Genomic DNA, 15,371 nt, shown 5'->3' with positions numbered 1-15,371 from the left:
AGAGCCACCTGCCCCAGAAGCCCGTGATTACTCCAAGGTAATCCCCGAAGCCGCCGGACTGCGATCGCGCAACGTCTCGCTCGCCTGCGCCCACCACTCCCGATGCTCTTCGCTCGCGCAGTAGTCGGCATAGGACACCTGCGCGATCGTCGCCAGCGAATAATCCGGCCGGCCCTCGGCCAGCATCGCGCTCATCGCCCGCAGCAGCGGCAGCGACGGCAGCAGGTCTTCCACGAACAGGAACTGGCCGGCCTGATTGACCTCGAGAAAGTGCGCGTCGCCGTTCGCATCGATGGCCAGATCGATGCAGCCGAACACCAACCCCAGCTCGCGCATCAATGCCGCAAGCTTGGCCTGATCGGAGGCCGACAGCTCGCCGGGCTCGGCGCGCAAGCCCTGCACCGACTGCCGCACCCGCCAATCGACGAAGCCGTCGTCGTGCTGGGTGTGCAGGCGCGCGGCGAAATAGCGGTCGCCGATGGCGGTCACGCGCAGGTCGCAGCGTTTATCGACATAGACCTGATAGATGCCGGGGCAGTGCAGCAGGCTGGCGTCGTCCTCCAGCATCTCCGGCTCGACGATGCGCGCGTAGGTGCTGAACATGCGCCCGGTTTCGGCGTCCTTCCAGGTGTGGGTCATGAACGGCTTGTAGACCACGCGGCCATGGCGCTGGACGAACCGGCGGATTTCCTGCGGGTCGTGCGAGACCAGCGTCGGCGGAAAGCGCAGGCCGCAGCGGTGCGCGGCGCGCAGCTGCACGAGTTTGTTCTCGGCCATCGCGGCCGCGTTGGGGCGGTTGACCCACAGACGGTCCGCACCGTGATCGGTCAGGGCGTACACGTTCTTGAGAAAGCGGCCCCATTCGCCGCGCAGGAAGGCCTGATCGCCGTCGTGCGCGCGCGGAAAGGATTCGGGATTGCGCGCGCGCCGGTACCAGACCGCGCCGATGCTGTCGCCGTCGAGCGCGCCGCTCATGCGCAGGCCGGTGTCGGCATCGCAATGCAGCGACATCGGGCCGAGTTCGGATTGCGCCAGCGAGCCGGCCCAGACCGCGTCGATGCCGCTGGCGCGCAGCGCCCAGCGCACCGAGGAGGCGTGGATGTCGTGGGCCAGCGCGGAAAGAATCAGGGGGCGTCGGTAAGCGGTCATCGCGGTTCTGCGGGTGCGCGCAACACAGGTTGCGAAGATCGGCACGCCCTGCGAACAGGGCGTGCCGAGTGGTCAATGCCGATCGCCAGGTTTCCGCGCGCCTCGCTCGCGCGCGAGTCCGCCGTTACGATCCGCGTTAGACGCGATTACACCAGGTCCGGATCGCCCGGATCGTCGCCGCCGGGGCCGGTGGCGTGGGTGGTGTCGCCCTTGCCGCCGGAAATCGCCGCGATCTCTTCCAGCGACAGCTCGCGCGCGGCGACGCGGGCGAGCGGACGGACGGCTTCGTTCTGCGCTTGTACTTCTTGCTTGCTCATGAAGTTTTCTCCAGAGAAACGTAGTGCCGGAAAGAGTTGAAAGGCCGTTCCGGCGTCGGCACGTGCACCGATGCTAGCAACTACAAAACACGCGATTTGCCCAAGGCGATCGCAGTTTCGTCGTGTGCTCGCGAATGAATCGGGATTGCGTATTGATTGGTTGTGAACTGTTCACTGACGCCGTCGCGCAAGGACACGACGCGATCGGCGCTGCGTATCGTGTCGGGCCGATGGGCGATGACGATGCGGGTGATGCGCAACGCGGCGATCTCGCGATTGATCTCGTGCTCGCGCGCCACGTCCAGATGGCTGGTGGCTTCGTCCAGCAGCAGGATCGAAGGCCGCTGGTACAACGCTCGTGCCAGCACCACGCGTTGCTTCTGTCCGCCCGACAGCGATTGGCCCAGATCGCCGACCAAGGTCTCGTAACCCATCGCCATGGCGAGAATGTCGTCGTGAATGCGCGCGGCGCGCGCGGCCGCTTCGATCTGCTCCTGGCTCGCGGCCGGATCGAAGAAGGCGATGTTCTCCGCGATGGAACCGGCGAACAGCACGTCTTCCTGCATCACCGCGCCGAACAGCTCGCGATACGCCGCCAGCCCGTAGCGATGGATATCGACGCCGCCGATGCGAATCGTGCCGGCGCTCGGCCGCAGCAGGCCGAGCATCAATTTGGCGAGGGTGGTCTTGCCGCAACCCGAGGGACCGACGATGGCGACCGATTCGCCGGCTTCGATCGAAAAACTGCAGTCGCGCAGAATCCACGGCTCATCGTCGGCATAGCGGAAACTCACGCCTTCCAGTTCGATGCGCGGCGCCGGCGCGGGCCCGGCGTAGTCGCTGTGCACGTGCGCTTCCGGCGGTTCCAGGGCGATGTCGGCGATGCGCTGGGCGTGCAGGCCGAGCAGGCGCAGATCCACCAGTTTGTCGATCAGGCTGCCGGTGCGGGTCGCGAACAGATCGGCGTAGGCGACGAATACCACCATCATGCCGGCGGTGAAACGGCCCTGCAGGGTCATCCAGGCGCAGATCCAGATCAGCAGCACGCGCTGCGCGCCGAATACCAGCTTGGACAGCGCGGAGAACACCGCGGTGGTGCGGCTGATCGCGGCTTCGCGATTGGCGACCTCGACGCTGGCGTTGGCGATGCGCGCGCGGCGCTCGTCCTGTTTGTTGCCCAGCTTGATCGTCTGCACGCCCTGGATCGCTTCGATCAGCAGGCTCTGCTGTTGCGCGACCTGGATCAGTTGTTCTTCCTTGAGCCGGCGCAGACGCCGGAACGCGGCCCAGCGCAGTCCCGCGTACAGCGCGAACGCGGCCAGCACCAGCGCGGTCAGCGGCGGGCTGTAGAGCAGCAGCAACGCGAGCACCAGCACCACGGTGAAGCCGTCGAGCAGGCTTTCCACGAAGCTGCCGGTCAGGGTCTGCTGGATCGCCTGCACCGAGACGAAACGCGACATCACCCCGCCGACGTGGCGCTTCTCGAAGAAATCCAGCGGCAACCGCAGCAGATGGCCGAACAGATTGGCTAACCACTGCGAATTCAGCGCCGCGCCCAGGTCGGCGACCAGCCAGCCGCGCATCGCGGTGATCGCCGACTGGAACAGCACCACCGCGAGGAAGCCGATGCCGAGCAGGTGCAACAGTTCGACATCGGCCGATACCAGCACGCGGTCGATCACCCATTGCATCGCCATCGGCAGCAGCAGGGTGAACGCTTCCAGGCTTACCGCCAGGGCCAGGATCTGCAGTGCTGCGCGGCGCAATCCGACGATCTGCCCGGCCAGCGCGCGCAGGCTCAGCCGTTGCCGCTCGCGCATCGGCGCGAAATCCGGGCGCGGCGTCAGTTCCAGGGCGATGCCGGTGTAGTGGCGGCCGAATTCGGCCAGCGGCATCGTCACCGCGCCGCGCGCCGGGTCGTGGATCTCGGCGCGGCCACGGGCGATGCGCTTGAGCACGACGAAATGGTTGAGGTCCCAGTGCAGCACGCACGGCAGTTGCAGATCGGGCAGGTGCTCGATCTCCGCGCGCAGCGGCCGGGTGTCGAAGCCGAGCGCGCCGGCGGTCTTGATCAGGCGCGCCAGGGTGGCGCCGCGCGGCGATACCGGAAAGCGCCGGCGCAGGCTGGCCAGATCGATGTCGTGGCCGTGATGGATCGCGATCATCGCCAGGCAGGCCAGACCGCATTCGGCCAGTTCGTTCTGCTGGATCGCGGGCAGCGGCTTGCGGCTCATGGCGCGGCCCGCATCGTCTCGCGCGTTGCGGCCTGGGCCGACAGCGGCGCCAGCAGGTATTCGTACAGACGGCGGCGTTCGAGCAGCAGATCGGCATCCACGCGCATCTGCGCCGGCAGTGCGTGTGCGCCGATCGATTGCCGGTCCAGGGCGACGCCGACGCGCCACGCCGGCGCTGCGACCGACAAACCGGTGCGTACGCGGATTTCTTCCGGCGACAGCGCGCCGCGGGCGATGTCGAGCACGCGCCCGCGTTGCAGGCCGTAACGCTGATACGGAAAGCCGGCGTAGCGCAGCGCGACCGGCGTGCCCGGCGCGATCAGGCCGACGGCGCGGTCGGACACCCACAACTCGGCCTGCATCGGCGCGTGTTCGGGCAGCAGCGACAGCAATCGCTGGCCGGCGGCGACCGCCTGGCCTTCGACCCCGGCGAGCGCAGCGATGCGGCCGTCGCGGGGCGCTATCACGGCGATGCGGCGGCGGCCTTCGTTGCGCGCGTCGTCCTGGGCGATGCCGGCCAGCTCGCGTTCGATGCGGTTACGTTGCTCGCTCAATCGCTGCGGCAGTTGCTGCAGCGCCGATTGCGCGTCGGCCAGTTCGCGCGCGGCGCTCAAGCCGTCGCGCTGGGCGTCCTGGACCCGGGTCTGGGCTTCGATGCGGGTGGTTTCGTACTGCTGCCACTGCACGTCGCTGAGCAGTTTGTCGCCGCGCAGCGGCTGCACCTGCCGCGCCAATCGCTGCGCCTGCGCGGCCTGTTCGCGGCGCAGGCGCAATTGCGCCTCGGCCAGGGCGACGCGGTCGCGCGCGGCGGCGATGCGTTGGCGCAGTTGCGCTGAATTGTCCTGGCGCTCGCGTTCGAGCGCGTCGCGATCGGCCAGCAGGCGCGCGCGCTGCACCGCCAGTTCCGCGCCGACCGCTTGGCCGACGCCGGCGCGCAGGGCCGGGCTGTCGATCTCGGAGGAAATCTCCAGCAGGATCTGTCCGCGCGAAACGCGCTGGCCTTCGCGCACATGGCTGCGCAGCAGGCTGCCGGAGGCGGGCGCGCTGAGCGCGAGCAGACCGCCTTGCGGCACCAGCAGGCCGCTGGCGCGTTCGCTGCGGGTGTAACGGCCCAATCCCAGCAAGGCGATCAGCGCGATCAACGCGGCCAGGGCCAACGCCGCCATCGGCCAACCCATGCGCGAAACCGGCAGGCGAATGCTGCCGAGCCAGCGCTGTTTCCTGGCGTCGAGCATTTCGCGTCGGAACAGGTCGTCGCGCACGAGGACCGTCAGACGCGCGCGGCCGGCGCGAGGCGAGTATGTGGGCGGATGGCGATGATCACGGCGGCGCGCGCAGTCTCCTGGCGACGACGGTGGGCCATTGAGTCTCGTACATGTCCGCGTGACTGACTACGCCGCGATTGTCGAAGCCGGTCACGGTTCCGAGCACAGGTGACAGTGGTCATTCGGTGCGCAGTACGGCGGCGCCGCGTTCATCGTCGGCGCCGGACGGCGCGGACGATGCCTTCGAATCGATCGCCGTCGGGTTCAGCGCGACGGGTAAGCCGCCGCCTGCGCGCGCGGCCACGCGCCGATGGTGATCGCGCGCAGCAGCCATTCCACCGGGCCGTAGGCGTGGCGCCGCAGCCAGGCATCGCTCAGCCACAGTTGCGCGCCGAACAGCACCGCCACCACCGCGACACAGCCCAGCGGCGAAATCCGTCCCATCAGGCCCAGGCCGTAACCGGTGAACAGCAGCGACAGCACGAACGATTGCAGCAGATAGTTCGACAGCGCCATGCGTCCGGCCGGCGCCAGCGCCCGCGCGATGCGCGCGCCGCCGCGGCCGGCGAATACGCGCATGGCCACGGCCACGTAGGCCAGGCACAGCAGCGGCGCGGTCACGATCGACAGCGCCAGCGCGAACAATTCCAGTGCGCCGCCCGGCGCCCAGGTCTGCACGGCGGCGAACAACGCCGCCGCCGGCAGGCCGATGGCCAGGCCCCATCGCCGCACCGTGCGCAGCAGCGGCTGGTAGTGATCGACGCGGGCGAGGATCTGGCGCCGGCCGGCGATCATCCCGTACAGGAACATCGCCAGCGCGCACGGCGCTTGCAGGCCGGCGATCACCCACGCGCTCGACCACAGCGCATCGACGCGCGCGGACAGCACTTCGCCCGGATCGCCGCTGAAGCCGATCAGCGCGGCGCGGGCCTGCGGCGCCACCGCGGCGGCGTCGCCGGCCGGCGCGCCGTCGATCCACACCAGCACCGCGAATCCGGCCCAGGCCGCAGCGGTCAGCAGCAGCAAGCGGTTGGCGCGGCGCACGGCCAGCGCTTCGGGCGCCTGATGCATCGCCAGCAGCAGCGCGCCCATCAGCGCGTAGGTCGTGAGGATGTCGCCATGGAACAGCAGCAAGGCATGCGCCAGGCCGATCGCCCATAAGCCCAGCAGGCGCCGGCCCATGCGCGGCGCGAAAGCTTCGCCGGCGCGGCGGGCGGCGCTGAGCTGCAGGCTGAAGCTGTAGCCGAACAGGAACGAGAACAGCAGGTAGAACTTCATCTCGAACACCATCGCCACCAGCGCGTTGACCGCGCGGTCCAGCGGCGCGGCGAAGCCGGGATCGCTCGTGCCCAGGCCCCACCAGGGCGAAGCGAACACGCCGACGTTGACCATCGCGATGCCGAACAGCGCCAGCCCGCGTAGCGCGTCGAGGTGTTCGATCCGCGCCGGGGCGGTGGAGGCAGGGAGCATGATCGCGAAGCCGGAATCGGACAGTGGCGGCGATTGTGGGCGGCGGCGAGAGATCAGGCATCGGGCTGGCGGCCGGCACCGACCGGGACGTTTGGCGGATTCGCTGCGCGTGGAACCTGGAATACTTACGCCATGAGCGAAACCGCCGCACGTCCGACGTCTGCTGCACGCGCGCCGGTGCGGCGCTGGTGGAGCGGGCTGTTCTGGAAATGCCTGTTGTCGATGCTGATCGCCAGCTGGATCAGCACTGGCCTGCTGGCGATGCTGGGGCTGTACCTGACCCGCATCGAAGTGCGCGACAACATGGCGCCGCCGATGCTGGAAAGCCGGATGCGCCGCGAATTGCGGCAGATCGGCCCGATGCCCGGGCTGGCGAGGTTGCCGCGCAGCCAGTGCGAAGCGGTGCTGCAGGCGCTGGTGGTGCGCATCGTCGGCATGGACACGCCGAACTGGATGTCCAAGTACAGCTTCGCCGGCGGCACCCACAATCGCCGCATCGCGATCCGTTACCGCGATCGCGACGGCGGCGGCTGCCAGTATCCTGCGCAGCCCAGCCCGCCGCTGGCGCAGGCGCTGGAGGAAGCCGAGCACGAGGCCGGCGCCACCCACGCCGTGGCGCCGCGCCGCAACGAGCGCGACGGCGACTGGGTCAGCGTGGTGGCCTTGCCCCTGAGCGACACGCCCGGCGCGACCTTGAGCATGGGCCAGCACTCCGGCGGCTCGATGGCGACCTTCATGCGCGCCGATTCCGGCGACCTGGAAGGGCTGGTGATCTATCTGATGGTGATCAGCGCGATGTCGGCGGTGGCGGTGGCGACCTTGCTGACGCGCCGCATCCGTCACGCCGAGAACGCCGCCGACGCCTGGGCCGCGGGCGATCTGGTCGCGCGCATCCACGATCCCGGCCGCGACGAATTCGGCCGCTTGTCGCAGCGTTTCGATCGCATGGCCGACGCCTTGAGCGAAGTGATCCAGGTGCGCCAGGCGTTGGCGGTGTCGGAAGAACGCAACCGGCTGGCGCGCGATCTGCACGACACCGCCAAGCAGCGAAGCTTCGCCCTGGGGCTGCAGTTGAGCGTGCTGGATCATCTGCACGAGCGCGACGGCGGCGACGGCCGCGATCCGCGCCAGGGCGCGCTGATCAAGGCCGCGCTGGGCCTGACCGGGCAGTTGCAGCGCGATCTGGCCGACGTGATCCAGCGTTTCTCGGCGCCGACGGTGGCCGAGCAGGGCCTGCGCAAGGCGCTGGAAGATACGTTCTCGCATCTGCTCGGCGGCAGCGAAATCGAATGGCGCTTGCTGCTGGACGGCGTGGCCGAGCGCGGCCTGAGCGAATTTCCGCAACACGCGGGACAATTGCTGCTGATCGCCACCGAGGCCGCCGCCAACAGCCTGCGCCACAGCGGCGCGCGCAGGATCGAGGTGGTGCTCAACAATTCCGGCAACCGTTACGGCTGGACCATCCAGGACGACGGCTGCGGCTTCATGATCAGCGACCACGAGACCACCGGCATGGGCTTGGCCAACATGCGCCTGCGCGCGCGTACCCTGCCGGGCGGGCGTTTCCGCATCGCCAGCTCGTCCAGCGGCACGGTGGTCACGGTGTCGTTCACGCTGGAACCCACGCAAGGAGTATCGGCATGACCACCTCGGTGCTGTTGGTCGATGACCATGAAGTGGTGCGCAAGGGCATCCGCAGTCTGCTCAGCCTGACGGACGATTTCGAAGTGGTCGGCGAGGCCGCCGGCGGCGCCGAGGCGATCGAGCTGGCGCGCGATCTGGCTCCGGACCTGATCGTGATCGACCTGATGATGCCCGACGTGGACGGCGTGGAAGCGATCCGCGCGATCAAGAGCCTGAGCCCGCGCAGCGCGATCGCGGTGCTGACTTCCACCGACCAGGACGATCTGGCCTTCGCCGCGATCGAGGCCGGCGCGCAGTCGCTGCTGTTCAAGAGCATGCTCGGCGACGAACTGCTGGCGACCCTGCGCCGGATCGCCGCCGGCGAGGCGGTGATCCATCCCTTCGTCGCCCAGCGCATCCTCAAGGCGGTGCGGCGCAAGCGCGAGCCGCGCGAAGACCCCTTCGCCTGCCTGACCGAGCGCGAGCTCGACGTGCTGCGCAAGCTCGCCGAAGGCGGCAGCAACGCGCGCATCGCCGCCGCGCTCAACATCGGCGAGAAGACGGTGAAGTCGCACCTGGGCAATGTCCTGGCCAAGCTGCATCTGGCCGATCGCACCGAGGCGGTGGCGTTCGCGTGGCGGCGCGGGCTGATGTCGGGCGAGCAGAACGAGGGCTGATCCGGCGCGAGGCCGTATCGGCGGCGCGGATGGATCGACTGCCGCGCGCAGCATCCGTACTCACTTGAATCGATCGGCGCATCGTCGCGGCGATGCGTGCGTCCGCGCGTGCCCGGCGCGGTCGAAACGGCGCGCGAAGGGACGGTTTGGCTCATTCGGCAAAGTCGTTTTACGGCATCCGCAGCACGCGCACGTGTCGTTAGTCATGCCGATACAGCACAAAAAGTAGGTAGGGGGGCGCGGCCACGCGTGCGTTTGTTAATGCACGGGTCGCTCCGGCGATCACTTACTCGCGATGCGGTCCACGCATCCAGACGTTGCTGCTGCGCTCCCTCGGGCGCTTTCCACATGACAGGGGTTCATCCACAGATGCAAGGCATTACCAAGGCTTCGCGCCCGCAGTTTTCGCAACGCACGCATACCCGCTCCCTGCTTTCCATCGCGATCCTCGGCGGTCTGCTCGCCGTATCCAGCCTCGCCGCCGCGCAGAGCGGCAACGGTGAGATCGGCAATCCCGACAGCTGGCGCAACGACGAATTCAACGCCGACTGGGGCCTGGCCACGATCAACGCGCAGTACGCCTACGCGCGCGGCCTCACCGGCAAGGGCGTGCGCCTGGGCGTGTACGACAGCGGCACGGTGCTCGCGCACCCGGAGTTCGCCGGCAAGGACAATCGCGCCATCCAGATGGCCGATCTGCTCGACGACGGCACGTTCTGCACCAACACCAGCATCGTCAGCGGCCCGGGCGCGTGCTTCAGCTCGCGCGGCGATCAGGCGCAGGTGACCTATGTCGGCTTCAACGCCAACGTGCCGGACAACATCCGCCGCATCATCACCTCCGGCCCGTATGTGCAGCCGGGTTGGGAATACGGCAGCCACGGCACCCATGTCGGCGGCACCATCGCCGCCAATCGCGACGGCAACGGCATGCACGGCGTGTCGTTCGGTTCCGACCTCAGCGTGGCCAAGTGGGCGTTCAACAGCGCGCGCGAATGGCAGCGCGTCCCCACCGGCGGTTACAGCGTGGTCAGCCTGACCCGGGTCAGCGCCAACGACGACACCATCGCGCGCATGTACCAGGACATGAACGATCAGGGCGTGCGCGCGCTCAATCACAGCTGGGGTTTGGCGAACGAGCCGGGCACGCTGGCCGGTCTGGACGACATCCTCAACGATCCGGACAACGCCTCGTACTTCGACGTGTTCGCCAAGGGTTCGCTCGACAAGGGCTTGTTGCAGGTGTGGGCGGCGGGCAATCACAACGTCGCCGGCGTGACGCCGGAGACTTCGCCGCAAGCCGGTCTCTATGCCAGCCTGCCGCGCGCGCGTCCGGACCTGGAGCCGTACTGGCTGACGGTGGTCAACATCACCCCGGAGCTGACTCTCAGCAACCGTTCGATGCGCTGCGCGCAGACGGCGAACTGGTGCGTGGCCGCGCCGGGTTCGGTGATTCGTTCCACCGTGGTCGGCGGCAGCGACGCGCTCACCGGCGGACTGGTGAAGAATGCCGACGGCTCGATTTCCTTCAACGTCAACGCCGGCGCGCAGACCTACGAGTACGACGACATGAGCGGCACCTCGATGGCCGCGCCGCACGTCACCGGTTCGCTGGGCCTGTTGTTCGAACGCTTCCCGTACCTGGCCAGCACGCAAGTGCGCGACATCCTGCTGACCACCGCGACCGATCTGGGCGCGGCCGGCGTGGATGAGGTGTATGGCTGGGGTTTGATCAATCTGCAAAAAGCCATCGACGGCCCCGGCCAGATCCGCGTCGATACCGACGTGGTCATGGACCGCCCGGGCGGCGGCGCCAAGGTGTGGACCGGCAAGGCCTGGGACGATTGGCGCAACGACATCGGCGGCCCCGGCGTGCTGACCAAGTCGGGCATCGGCTGGTTGCGCCTGAGCGGCAACAACCGCTTCGGCGGTCTCAACGTCAAGGACGGCGTGCTGGAACTCACCGGCAACAACAGCTACGCGGCGCAGGTCGAAGGCGGCACGCTGGTGGTCAACGGCACCTTGACCAGCGCGCAGTTGCCGGTCCTCAAGGGCGGCGCGCTCGGCGGCAGCGGCCGCATCGTCGGCAACGTGCGCGTGGACGGCGCGGTGTCGCCGGGCAACTCGATCGGTACGCTGACGGTGCAGGGCGACTACACCCAGGCGGCCGGTTCGACCTATGTCGCCGAACTGTCGGCCGGCGGCCAGTCCGACCGCATCGACGTCACCGGCAAGGCCGCGCTGGAAGGCGGCAAGCTGGTGGTGCTGCATGCGCCGGGCCAGTACCTGCTGGGGCAGAACTTCAATCTGATCAGCGCCGCCGGCGGCGTCAGCGGCCAGTTCGCTGCGATCGACCAGACCTCGTTCTCGCCGTTCCTGAAGTTCGGCCTGGCGTATTCGGCCAATCAGGTCGGCGTGGAAGTCACCCGCGGCGCCGCGATCGCTTCGGCCGCGAAGACCGACAATCAGCGCGCCGCCGCGGGCGCGGCCGATCAGCTCGCCATCGCCCAGGGCCTGGCCCAGCCGCTGACGCAGCTGTTCCCGCAGCAGGCCTTGGCGGCGCTGGATTCGCTCAGCGGCGAAGGCCATGCCAGCCTGCGTTCGATCATGATCGACGACAGCCGCCACATCCGCGATGCGGCGCTGGTGCGCGCGCGCGCCGGCCGCGGCGAGTTCGCCGCCGACGGCGACGGCGCTTCGCAGGGCGCGTGGATTCAAGTGCTGAAGTCCGGCGGCACCCTCGACGGCGACGGCAATGCCGCGCGCAACGAGTACAACGGCTCGGCCACGCTGCTGGGCTACGACTACCGCTTCGACAGCGGCTGGCGCATCGGCGTGCTCGGCGGCAACGGCCGCACCGACAGCAATAACGATCGCCTCGACAAGGGCCGGATCAAGAGCACGCACCTGGGCGTGTACGGCGGCCAGAACTGGGGCAAGTTCAACCTCAGCGCCGGTTTCAGCTTCGCCCGCCAGGACGTCGATCTGGATCGCCGCATCGGCTTCAACGGTTTCGTCGATCGCACCCGCGCTTCCTACGATGCCGACAGCAAGCAGGGCTTCGTCGAGGGCGGCTATCGCTTCAACGCCGGCGCGTGGGAGTTCGAGCCCTACGCCCAGTTCGCCCAGGTGCGGGTGAGCACGGACGCGTTCCAGGAAAGCGGCGGCGCGGCCGCGCTGAGCGGCCGCAGCGCCGACAGCCGGGTCAATCTGTCCACCTTGGGGCTGCGCTTCAACGTCAACCTCAAGGGTTCGCAGCAGGACGACAGCTGGCTGAGCCTGCGCGGCGGCCTGGGCCGTCGCCACGCCAGCGGCGACCTGACCGCGGAGACGGCCGTGGCCTGGCGCGGCGGCAACGCCTTCACCGTCAGCGGCGCGCCGCTGGGCGAGGACGCGAATCTGGTCGAAGCCGGCATCGCCGCGCGCCTGAGCGCCAATGGTCTGCTGGAGCTCAGCTATAGCGGCCAGTTCGCCGATGAGGCGCACGACCACGGTATCAACGCACGCTACTCGCTGCGTTTCTAAGATCCCCTTCCCGAGAGGGGCAGCCCCGGAGCCGCGACGGTCTTGATCGTCGCGGCTCTTTTTTTTGGTGGGGTGGGGTGGAGCAAGAGCAAATCCCCCCCTGGCCCCCCTTTTTCAAAGGGGGGAACTGATTGTTGGGGGTGGGGGATGGCGTGGGCTGATCGTTGCGCGCACTTGCCGAAGCTGCGGCACACCGACGCTATCGCCTCCCATCGAAACCCGCGACTCAATTTCCCCCTTTGAAAAAGGGGGGTTAGGGGGGATTTGCTTTTGCTTTCGCCCCCACAGCGTTGCACCCACCACCCTCACCGCAGCCCCCGCCATGAGCGATGATGACGCTCCGGCGCCGAAGGCCGCGCCTATCTGGAGAGATGCGGATGTTCGAGCTGTCGTCGTTGCTGGCGTTCGCCGGCCTGGCTTTGGTGATGGTGCTGACTCCGGGACCGAACATGGTTTACTTGGTCTCCCGCTCGATCTGCCAAGGCCGCCGCGCCGGACTCGTCTCGCTGGCCGGCGTAGGCATCGGCTTCTTCTTCTATCTGTTCGCGGCCGCATTCGGCATCACCGCGCTGCTGTTCGCGGTGCCCTTCGCCTACGACGCCCTGCGCATCGGCGGCGCGGTGTACCTGCTGTGGATGGCCTGGCAGGCGCTCAGGCCCGGCGGGCGCTCGCCGTTCCAGGTGCGCGAACTGGCGCCCGACAGCCCGCGCCGCTTGTTCGTGATGGGCCTGCTGACCAGCCTGCTCAATCCCAAGGTCGCGATGTTCTACCTGGCCCTGCTGCCGCAGTTCATCGATCCGCACAAGAGCGTGATGATCCAGTCGCTGGCGCTGGGCAGCCTGCAGATATGCATCAGCGTCGGGGTCAATGCGCTGATCGTCGCCGGGGCCGGCGGCATCGCCAATTTCCTGTCCGGGCGGCCGCGCTGGGCGGCCGCGCAGCGTTGGGTCATGGGCGGCGTGCTGTCGGCGCTGGCCGTGCGCATGGCGGTGGACGCGCGCCGCTGAGCGCGCACCGCGCCCGCGCTCAGGGCGCGCGACCGCTGGCCTGATCGCGCGCGCGCTGGATGATGGCGCGCACTTGCGCGCGGTCGCGGTGGCGCGAGATCGCCACCGCGCCCAATTCGATCGCGCGCTCGCGCATCTGCGCGGTGACGTCGTAATGACAGCCGCTGAGCTTGTCCTGGAACGCCGCCCGCGGCTTGCCCAGTCGCTGGGCGAAGGCATGCAGCTCGTCGAGGGTGTCGGCCATCAGATGGGCCCAGCGCTCGCCGCGCCAGGGCCACACGGCGTCATCGACGTAGACGGTCATGCGTTACTCCACAAGGCAGGCGGCGCGGCGTGGGCACCGGGTCGGGTTTCAGCGTCACCGCGCGCGGGCAGTGGCATCGGCGCGGGACGCATCATTGGAGAATATCGGACAATCGATGCATCGCGAGCGAACCCCCGCCGCTCGCCGGAGCGGTTATGCGGCTGTCGTCCATCCATCACGTCGCGATCATCTGTTCCGACTACGCGCGCTCCAGGCATTTCTACACCCAGGTGCTGGGCCTGCGCGTGCTGGCCGAGGTCTATCGCCAGGCGCGGCGCTCGCACAAACTCGACCTGGCCCTGCCCGACGGCAGCCAGCTGGAACTGTTTTCCTTCCCCGATCCGCCGCCGCGACCGTCCTATCCGGAAGCCTGCGGCCTGCGTCACCTGGCCTTCGCCGTGGACGACATCGACGCCTGCGTGAGCGAGCTGCAAGCCCACGGCATCGCGGTCGAAGCGGTGCGCGTGGACGAATACACCGGCCGCCGCTACACCTTCTTCGCCGATCCCGACGATCTGCCGATCGAGTTCTACGAGCGCGGCTGAGCGCTTACGACTGGGCCACCGCATCGATCGGATCGACGCCGGCGAGCATCGCCGCGGCCTTCTCGCCCGTAGCCACCGAATAGCCCTGCGCGCGCCAGGCTTCGAAGCCGCCGGCCAGCGGACGCACGCGCTTGAAGCCGCGCCGCTTGAGTTCGCGGGCGAGGGTGGCGGCTGAGGCCTCGTTCGGGCAATCGCAATAGACGATGACTTCCTCGCGCCGCTCCGGCGGAATGCCGGTCAGGCTGTCGTCGCCCAGGGTCGCGACGAAGATCGCCCCGGGAATCCAGCCCGAGCTGTCGCGCTGCTGGTGCGAGCGCACGTCCAGGATGGTCGGGCCGTCGCCTTGTTCCAGCAGCTGGCCCAGCTCGGCCACCGAAATGCGCGCCATGCGCAGTTCGCGCAGGAACCACTGGCGCTTGAGCAGCTTGTAGCCAACCAGGCCCGCGATCAGCACCAGAATCAAGACCAGTCCGTACCGCCCCAGCGTCTCCAACCCATCCAGCAAATCGTTCACCGCGCGATGAAACACCGCGCCCAGCGCCACCGCCACGCCCGCCCACAGCAGCGCGCCCAGCCCGTCGTAGAACGCGAACCGCCGCGGGCTGGTGCCGGTTTCGCCGGCCAGGGTGGTCGCCACCGCGGCGAAGCCCGGCACGAATTTGGCCACCACCAGCGACGGCGCGCCCCAGCGCGCGTAGATGCCGCGGGTCATCAGCACGCACGAATCCGGCGACAGCGACAGCTTGCACATCAGCCGCAGCAAGGCCGCGCCGATCCGCCGTCCGCCCAGGTACCACAGGCTGTCGGCGAGCACGGCGGCGAGGGTGGCGGCCAGCAGGATCGGCACCAGCGCCAGCGCGAGGCTGGGCTGCTGATCCACCGCCACCGCCGCGGTCACGATGATCGGCGGATACGCCGGCACCGGCAGCCCGCCCTGATCGAGGAACACGCTGACGAAGACCACGAGCAGGCCGTAGGTCTGGATCAGATGCAGCAACGCGTCCATCGATGAGGTCCCGGACAATCGCGCCGGCGGCGCGCAAAGGCGATGGCCGGCAGTCTCTGCCCGCGCGCGGCGGCGCGCAATCGCAGCAGGGCGACGGATCGTTGCGGTGGTGAGGATCGAGGTCCGCGGCGGCAGGGCGAGGCCTGCGCGCCATGCGCAATGGGCGCGCAGGCCTGCGCGGGAGCCGCGCAACGCCGATCGGCCGGCGCGCGAACGGTGGGTGTGGCGCCGCCGGCCGCGGGTCTACGC

12 protein-coding genes are annotated in these 15,371 nt (G+C 68.8%); 5 read left to right on the top strand and 7 right to left on the bottom strand.

The window, feature by feature from the left end:
* Positions 1 to 27: 27 nt before the first annotated feature.
* From LG3211_RS20570 to LG3211_RS20555, 5 genes are all read right to left on the bottom strand, one after another.
* On the bottom strand, positions 28 to 1,149 hold the full coding sequence (locus tag LG3211_RS20570; protein WP_057944455.1) for an MvdC/MvdD family ATP grasp protein: 1,122 nt from the start codon (positions 1,147 to 1,149) through the stop codon (positions 28 to 30).
* 146 nt (positions 1,150 to 1,295) lie between these two features.
* A complete protein-coding gene (locus LG3211_RS26560) occupies positions 1,296 to 1,466 on the bottom strand; it encodes a hypothetical protein (RefSeq protein WP_187313060.1) in 171 nt (56 codons plus the stop codon).
* 80 nt (positions 1,467 to 1,546) lie between these two features.
* Complete coding sequence (locus LG3211_RS20565) at positions 1,547 to 3,700, bottom strand: peptidase domain-containing ABC transporter (RefSeq protein WP_083512711.1); 2,154 nt, start codon at positions 3,698 to 3,700, stop codon at positions 1,547 to 1,549.
* Positions 3,697 to 4,962 (bottom strand): HlyD family secretion protein, encoded by a 1,266-nt coding sequence (locus LG3211_RS20560; protein ID WP_057944454.1) that lies wholly within the window; start codon positions 4,960 to 4,962, stop codon positions 3,697 to 3,699. The genes LG3211_RS20565 and LG3211_RS20560 overlap by 4 nt, the downstream gene beginning before the upstream one ends.
* Before the next feature lie 267 nt (positions 4,963 to 5,229).
* On the bottom strand, positions 5,230 to 6,435 hold the full coding sequence (locus tag LG3211_RS20555; protein ID WP_057944453.1) for a DUF418 domain-containing protein: 1,206 nt from the start codon (positions 6,433 to 6,435) through the stop codon (positions 5,230 to 5,232).
* 132 nt (positions 6,436 to 6,567) lie between these two features.
* Between LG3211_RS20555 and LG3211_RS20550 the strand changes: the two genes are divergently transcribed.
* From LG3211_RS20550 to LG3211_RS20535, 4 genes are all read left to right on the top strand, one after another.
* Positions 6,568 to 8,079: a sensor histidine kinase gene (locus LG3211_RS20550; protein WP_057944452.1), complete on the top strand. Its 1,512-nt coding sequence runs from the start codon at positions 6,568 to 6,570 to the stop codon at positions 8,077 to 8,079.
* Complete coding sequence (locus tag LG3211_RS20545) at positions 8,076 to 8,735, top strand: response regulator (protein WP_057944451.1); 660 nt, start codon at positions 8,076 to 8,078, stop codon at positions 8,733 to 8,735. The genes LG3211_RS20550 and LG3211_RS20545 overlap by 4 nt, the downstream gene beginning before the upstream one ends.
* A 369-nt stretch (positions 8,736 to 9,104) precedes the next feature.
* The gene (locus LG3211_RS20540; protein ID WP_057944450.1) at positions 9,105 to 12,260 is read left to right on the top strand and encodes an autotransporter domain-containing protein; all 3,156 of its coding nucleotides are present in this window, start codon (positions 9,105 to 9,107) and stop codon (positions 12,258 to 12,260) included.
* A gap of 377 nt (positions 12,261 to 12,637) precedes the next feature.
* Entirely contained in the window at positions 12,638 to 13,267 is a 630-nt protein-coding gene (locus LG3211_RS20535) for a LysE family translocator (RefSeq protein WP_057945641.1), read from the top strand.
* Between the two features lie 19 nt (positions 13,268 to 13,286).
* Here the strand turns inward: LG3211_RS20535 and LG3211_RS20530 are convergent, their stop codons facing one another.
* On the bottom strand, positions 13,287 to 13,571 hold the full coding sequence (locus tag LG3211_RS20530) for a DUF4031 domain-containing protein (RefSeq protein WP_057944449.1): 285 nt from the start codon (positions 13,569 to 13,571) through the stop codon (positions 13,287 to 13,289).
* A 155-nt stretch (positions 13,572 to 13,726) separates the two neighbouring features.
* On the opposite strand from LG3211_RS20530, the gene gloA2 reads away from it, so the two are divergent.
* Positions 13,727 to 14,116, top strand: a complete 390-nt coding sequence (gloA2, locus tag LG3211_RS20525; RefSeq protein ID WP_057944448.1) for an SMU1112c/YaeR family gloxylase I-like metalloprotein — start codon at positions 13,727 to 13,729, stop codon at positions 14,114 to 14,116.
* 4 nt (positions 14,117 to 14,120) lie between these two features.
* Here gloA2 and LG3211_RS20520 read toward each other — a convergent pair whose 3' ends face one another.
* On the bottom strand, positions 14,121 to 15,122 hold the full coding sequence (locus LG3211_RS20520) for a rhodanese-like domain-containing protein (protein ID WP_083512709.1): 1,002 nt from the start codon (positions 15,120 to 15,122) through the stop codon (positions 14,121 to 14,123).
* Positions 15,123 to 15,371: the final 249 nt, after the last annotated feature.

Source organism: Lysobacter gummosus, assembly GCF_001442805.1.
Classification (GTDB): Bacteria; Pseudomonadota; Gammaproteobacteria; order Xanthomonadales; family Xanthomonadaceae; genus Lysobacter; species Lysobacter gummosus.
Note: the sequence above shows the minus strand (reverse complement) of the source record. Positions and strands in the feature narration are given on the sequence as shown.

Excerpts from the sequence above, each read along its gene's own strand:
- LG3211_RS20570 (WP_057944455.1), bottom strand. The coding sequence starts at position 1,149 with ATGACCGCTTACCGACGCCCCCTGATTCTTTCCGCGCTGGCCCACGAC.
- LG3211_RS26560 (WP_187313060.1), bottom strand. The coding sequence starts at position 1,466 with ATGAGCAAGCAAGAAGTACAAGCGCAGAACGAAGCCGTCCGTCCGCTC.
- LG3211_RS20565 (WP_083512711.1), bottom strand. The coding sequence starts at position 3,700 with ATGAGCCGCAAGCCGCTGCCCGCGATCCAGCAGAACGAACTGGCCGAA.
- LG3211_RS20555 (WP_057944453.1), bottom strand. The coding sequence starts at position 6,435 with ATGCTCCCTGCCTCCACCGCCCCGGCGCGGATCGAACACCTCGACGCG.
- LG3211_RS20550 (WP_057944452.1), top strand. The coding sequence starts at position 6,568 with ATGAGCGAAACCGCCGCACGTCCGACGTCTGCTGCACGCGCGCCGGTG.
- LG3211_RS20545 (WP_057944451.1), top strand. The coding sequence starts at position 8,076 with ATGACCACCTCGGTGCTGTTGGTCGATGACCATGAAGTGGTGCGCAAG.
- LG3211_RS20540 (WP_057944450.1), top strand. The coding sequence starts at position 9,105 with ATGCAAGGCATTACCAAGGCTTCGCGCCCGCAGTTTTCGCAACGCACG.
- LG3211_RS20535 (WP_057945641.1), top strand. The coding sequence starts at position 12,638 with ATGTTCGAGCTGTCGTCGTTGCTGGCGTTCGCCGGCCTGGCTTTGGTG.
- LG3211_RS20530 (WP_057944449.1), bottom strand. The coding sequence starts at position 13,571 with ATGACCGTCTACGTCGATGACGCCGTGTGGCCCTGGCGCGGCGAGCGC.
- gloA2 (WP_057944448.1), top strand. The coding sequence starts at position 13,727 with ATGCGGCTGTCGTCCATCCATCACGTCGCGATCATCTGTTCCGACTAC.
- LG3211_RS20520 (WP_083512709.1), bottom strand. The coding sequence starts at position 15,122 with ATGGACGCGTTGCTGCATCTGATCCAGACCTACGGCCTGCTCGTGGTC.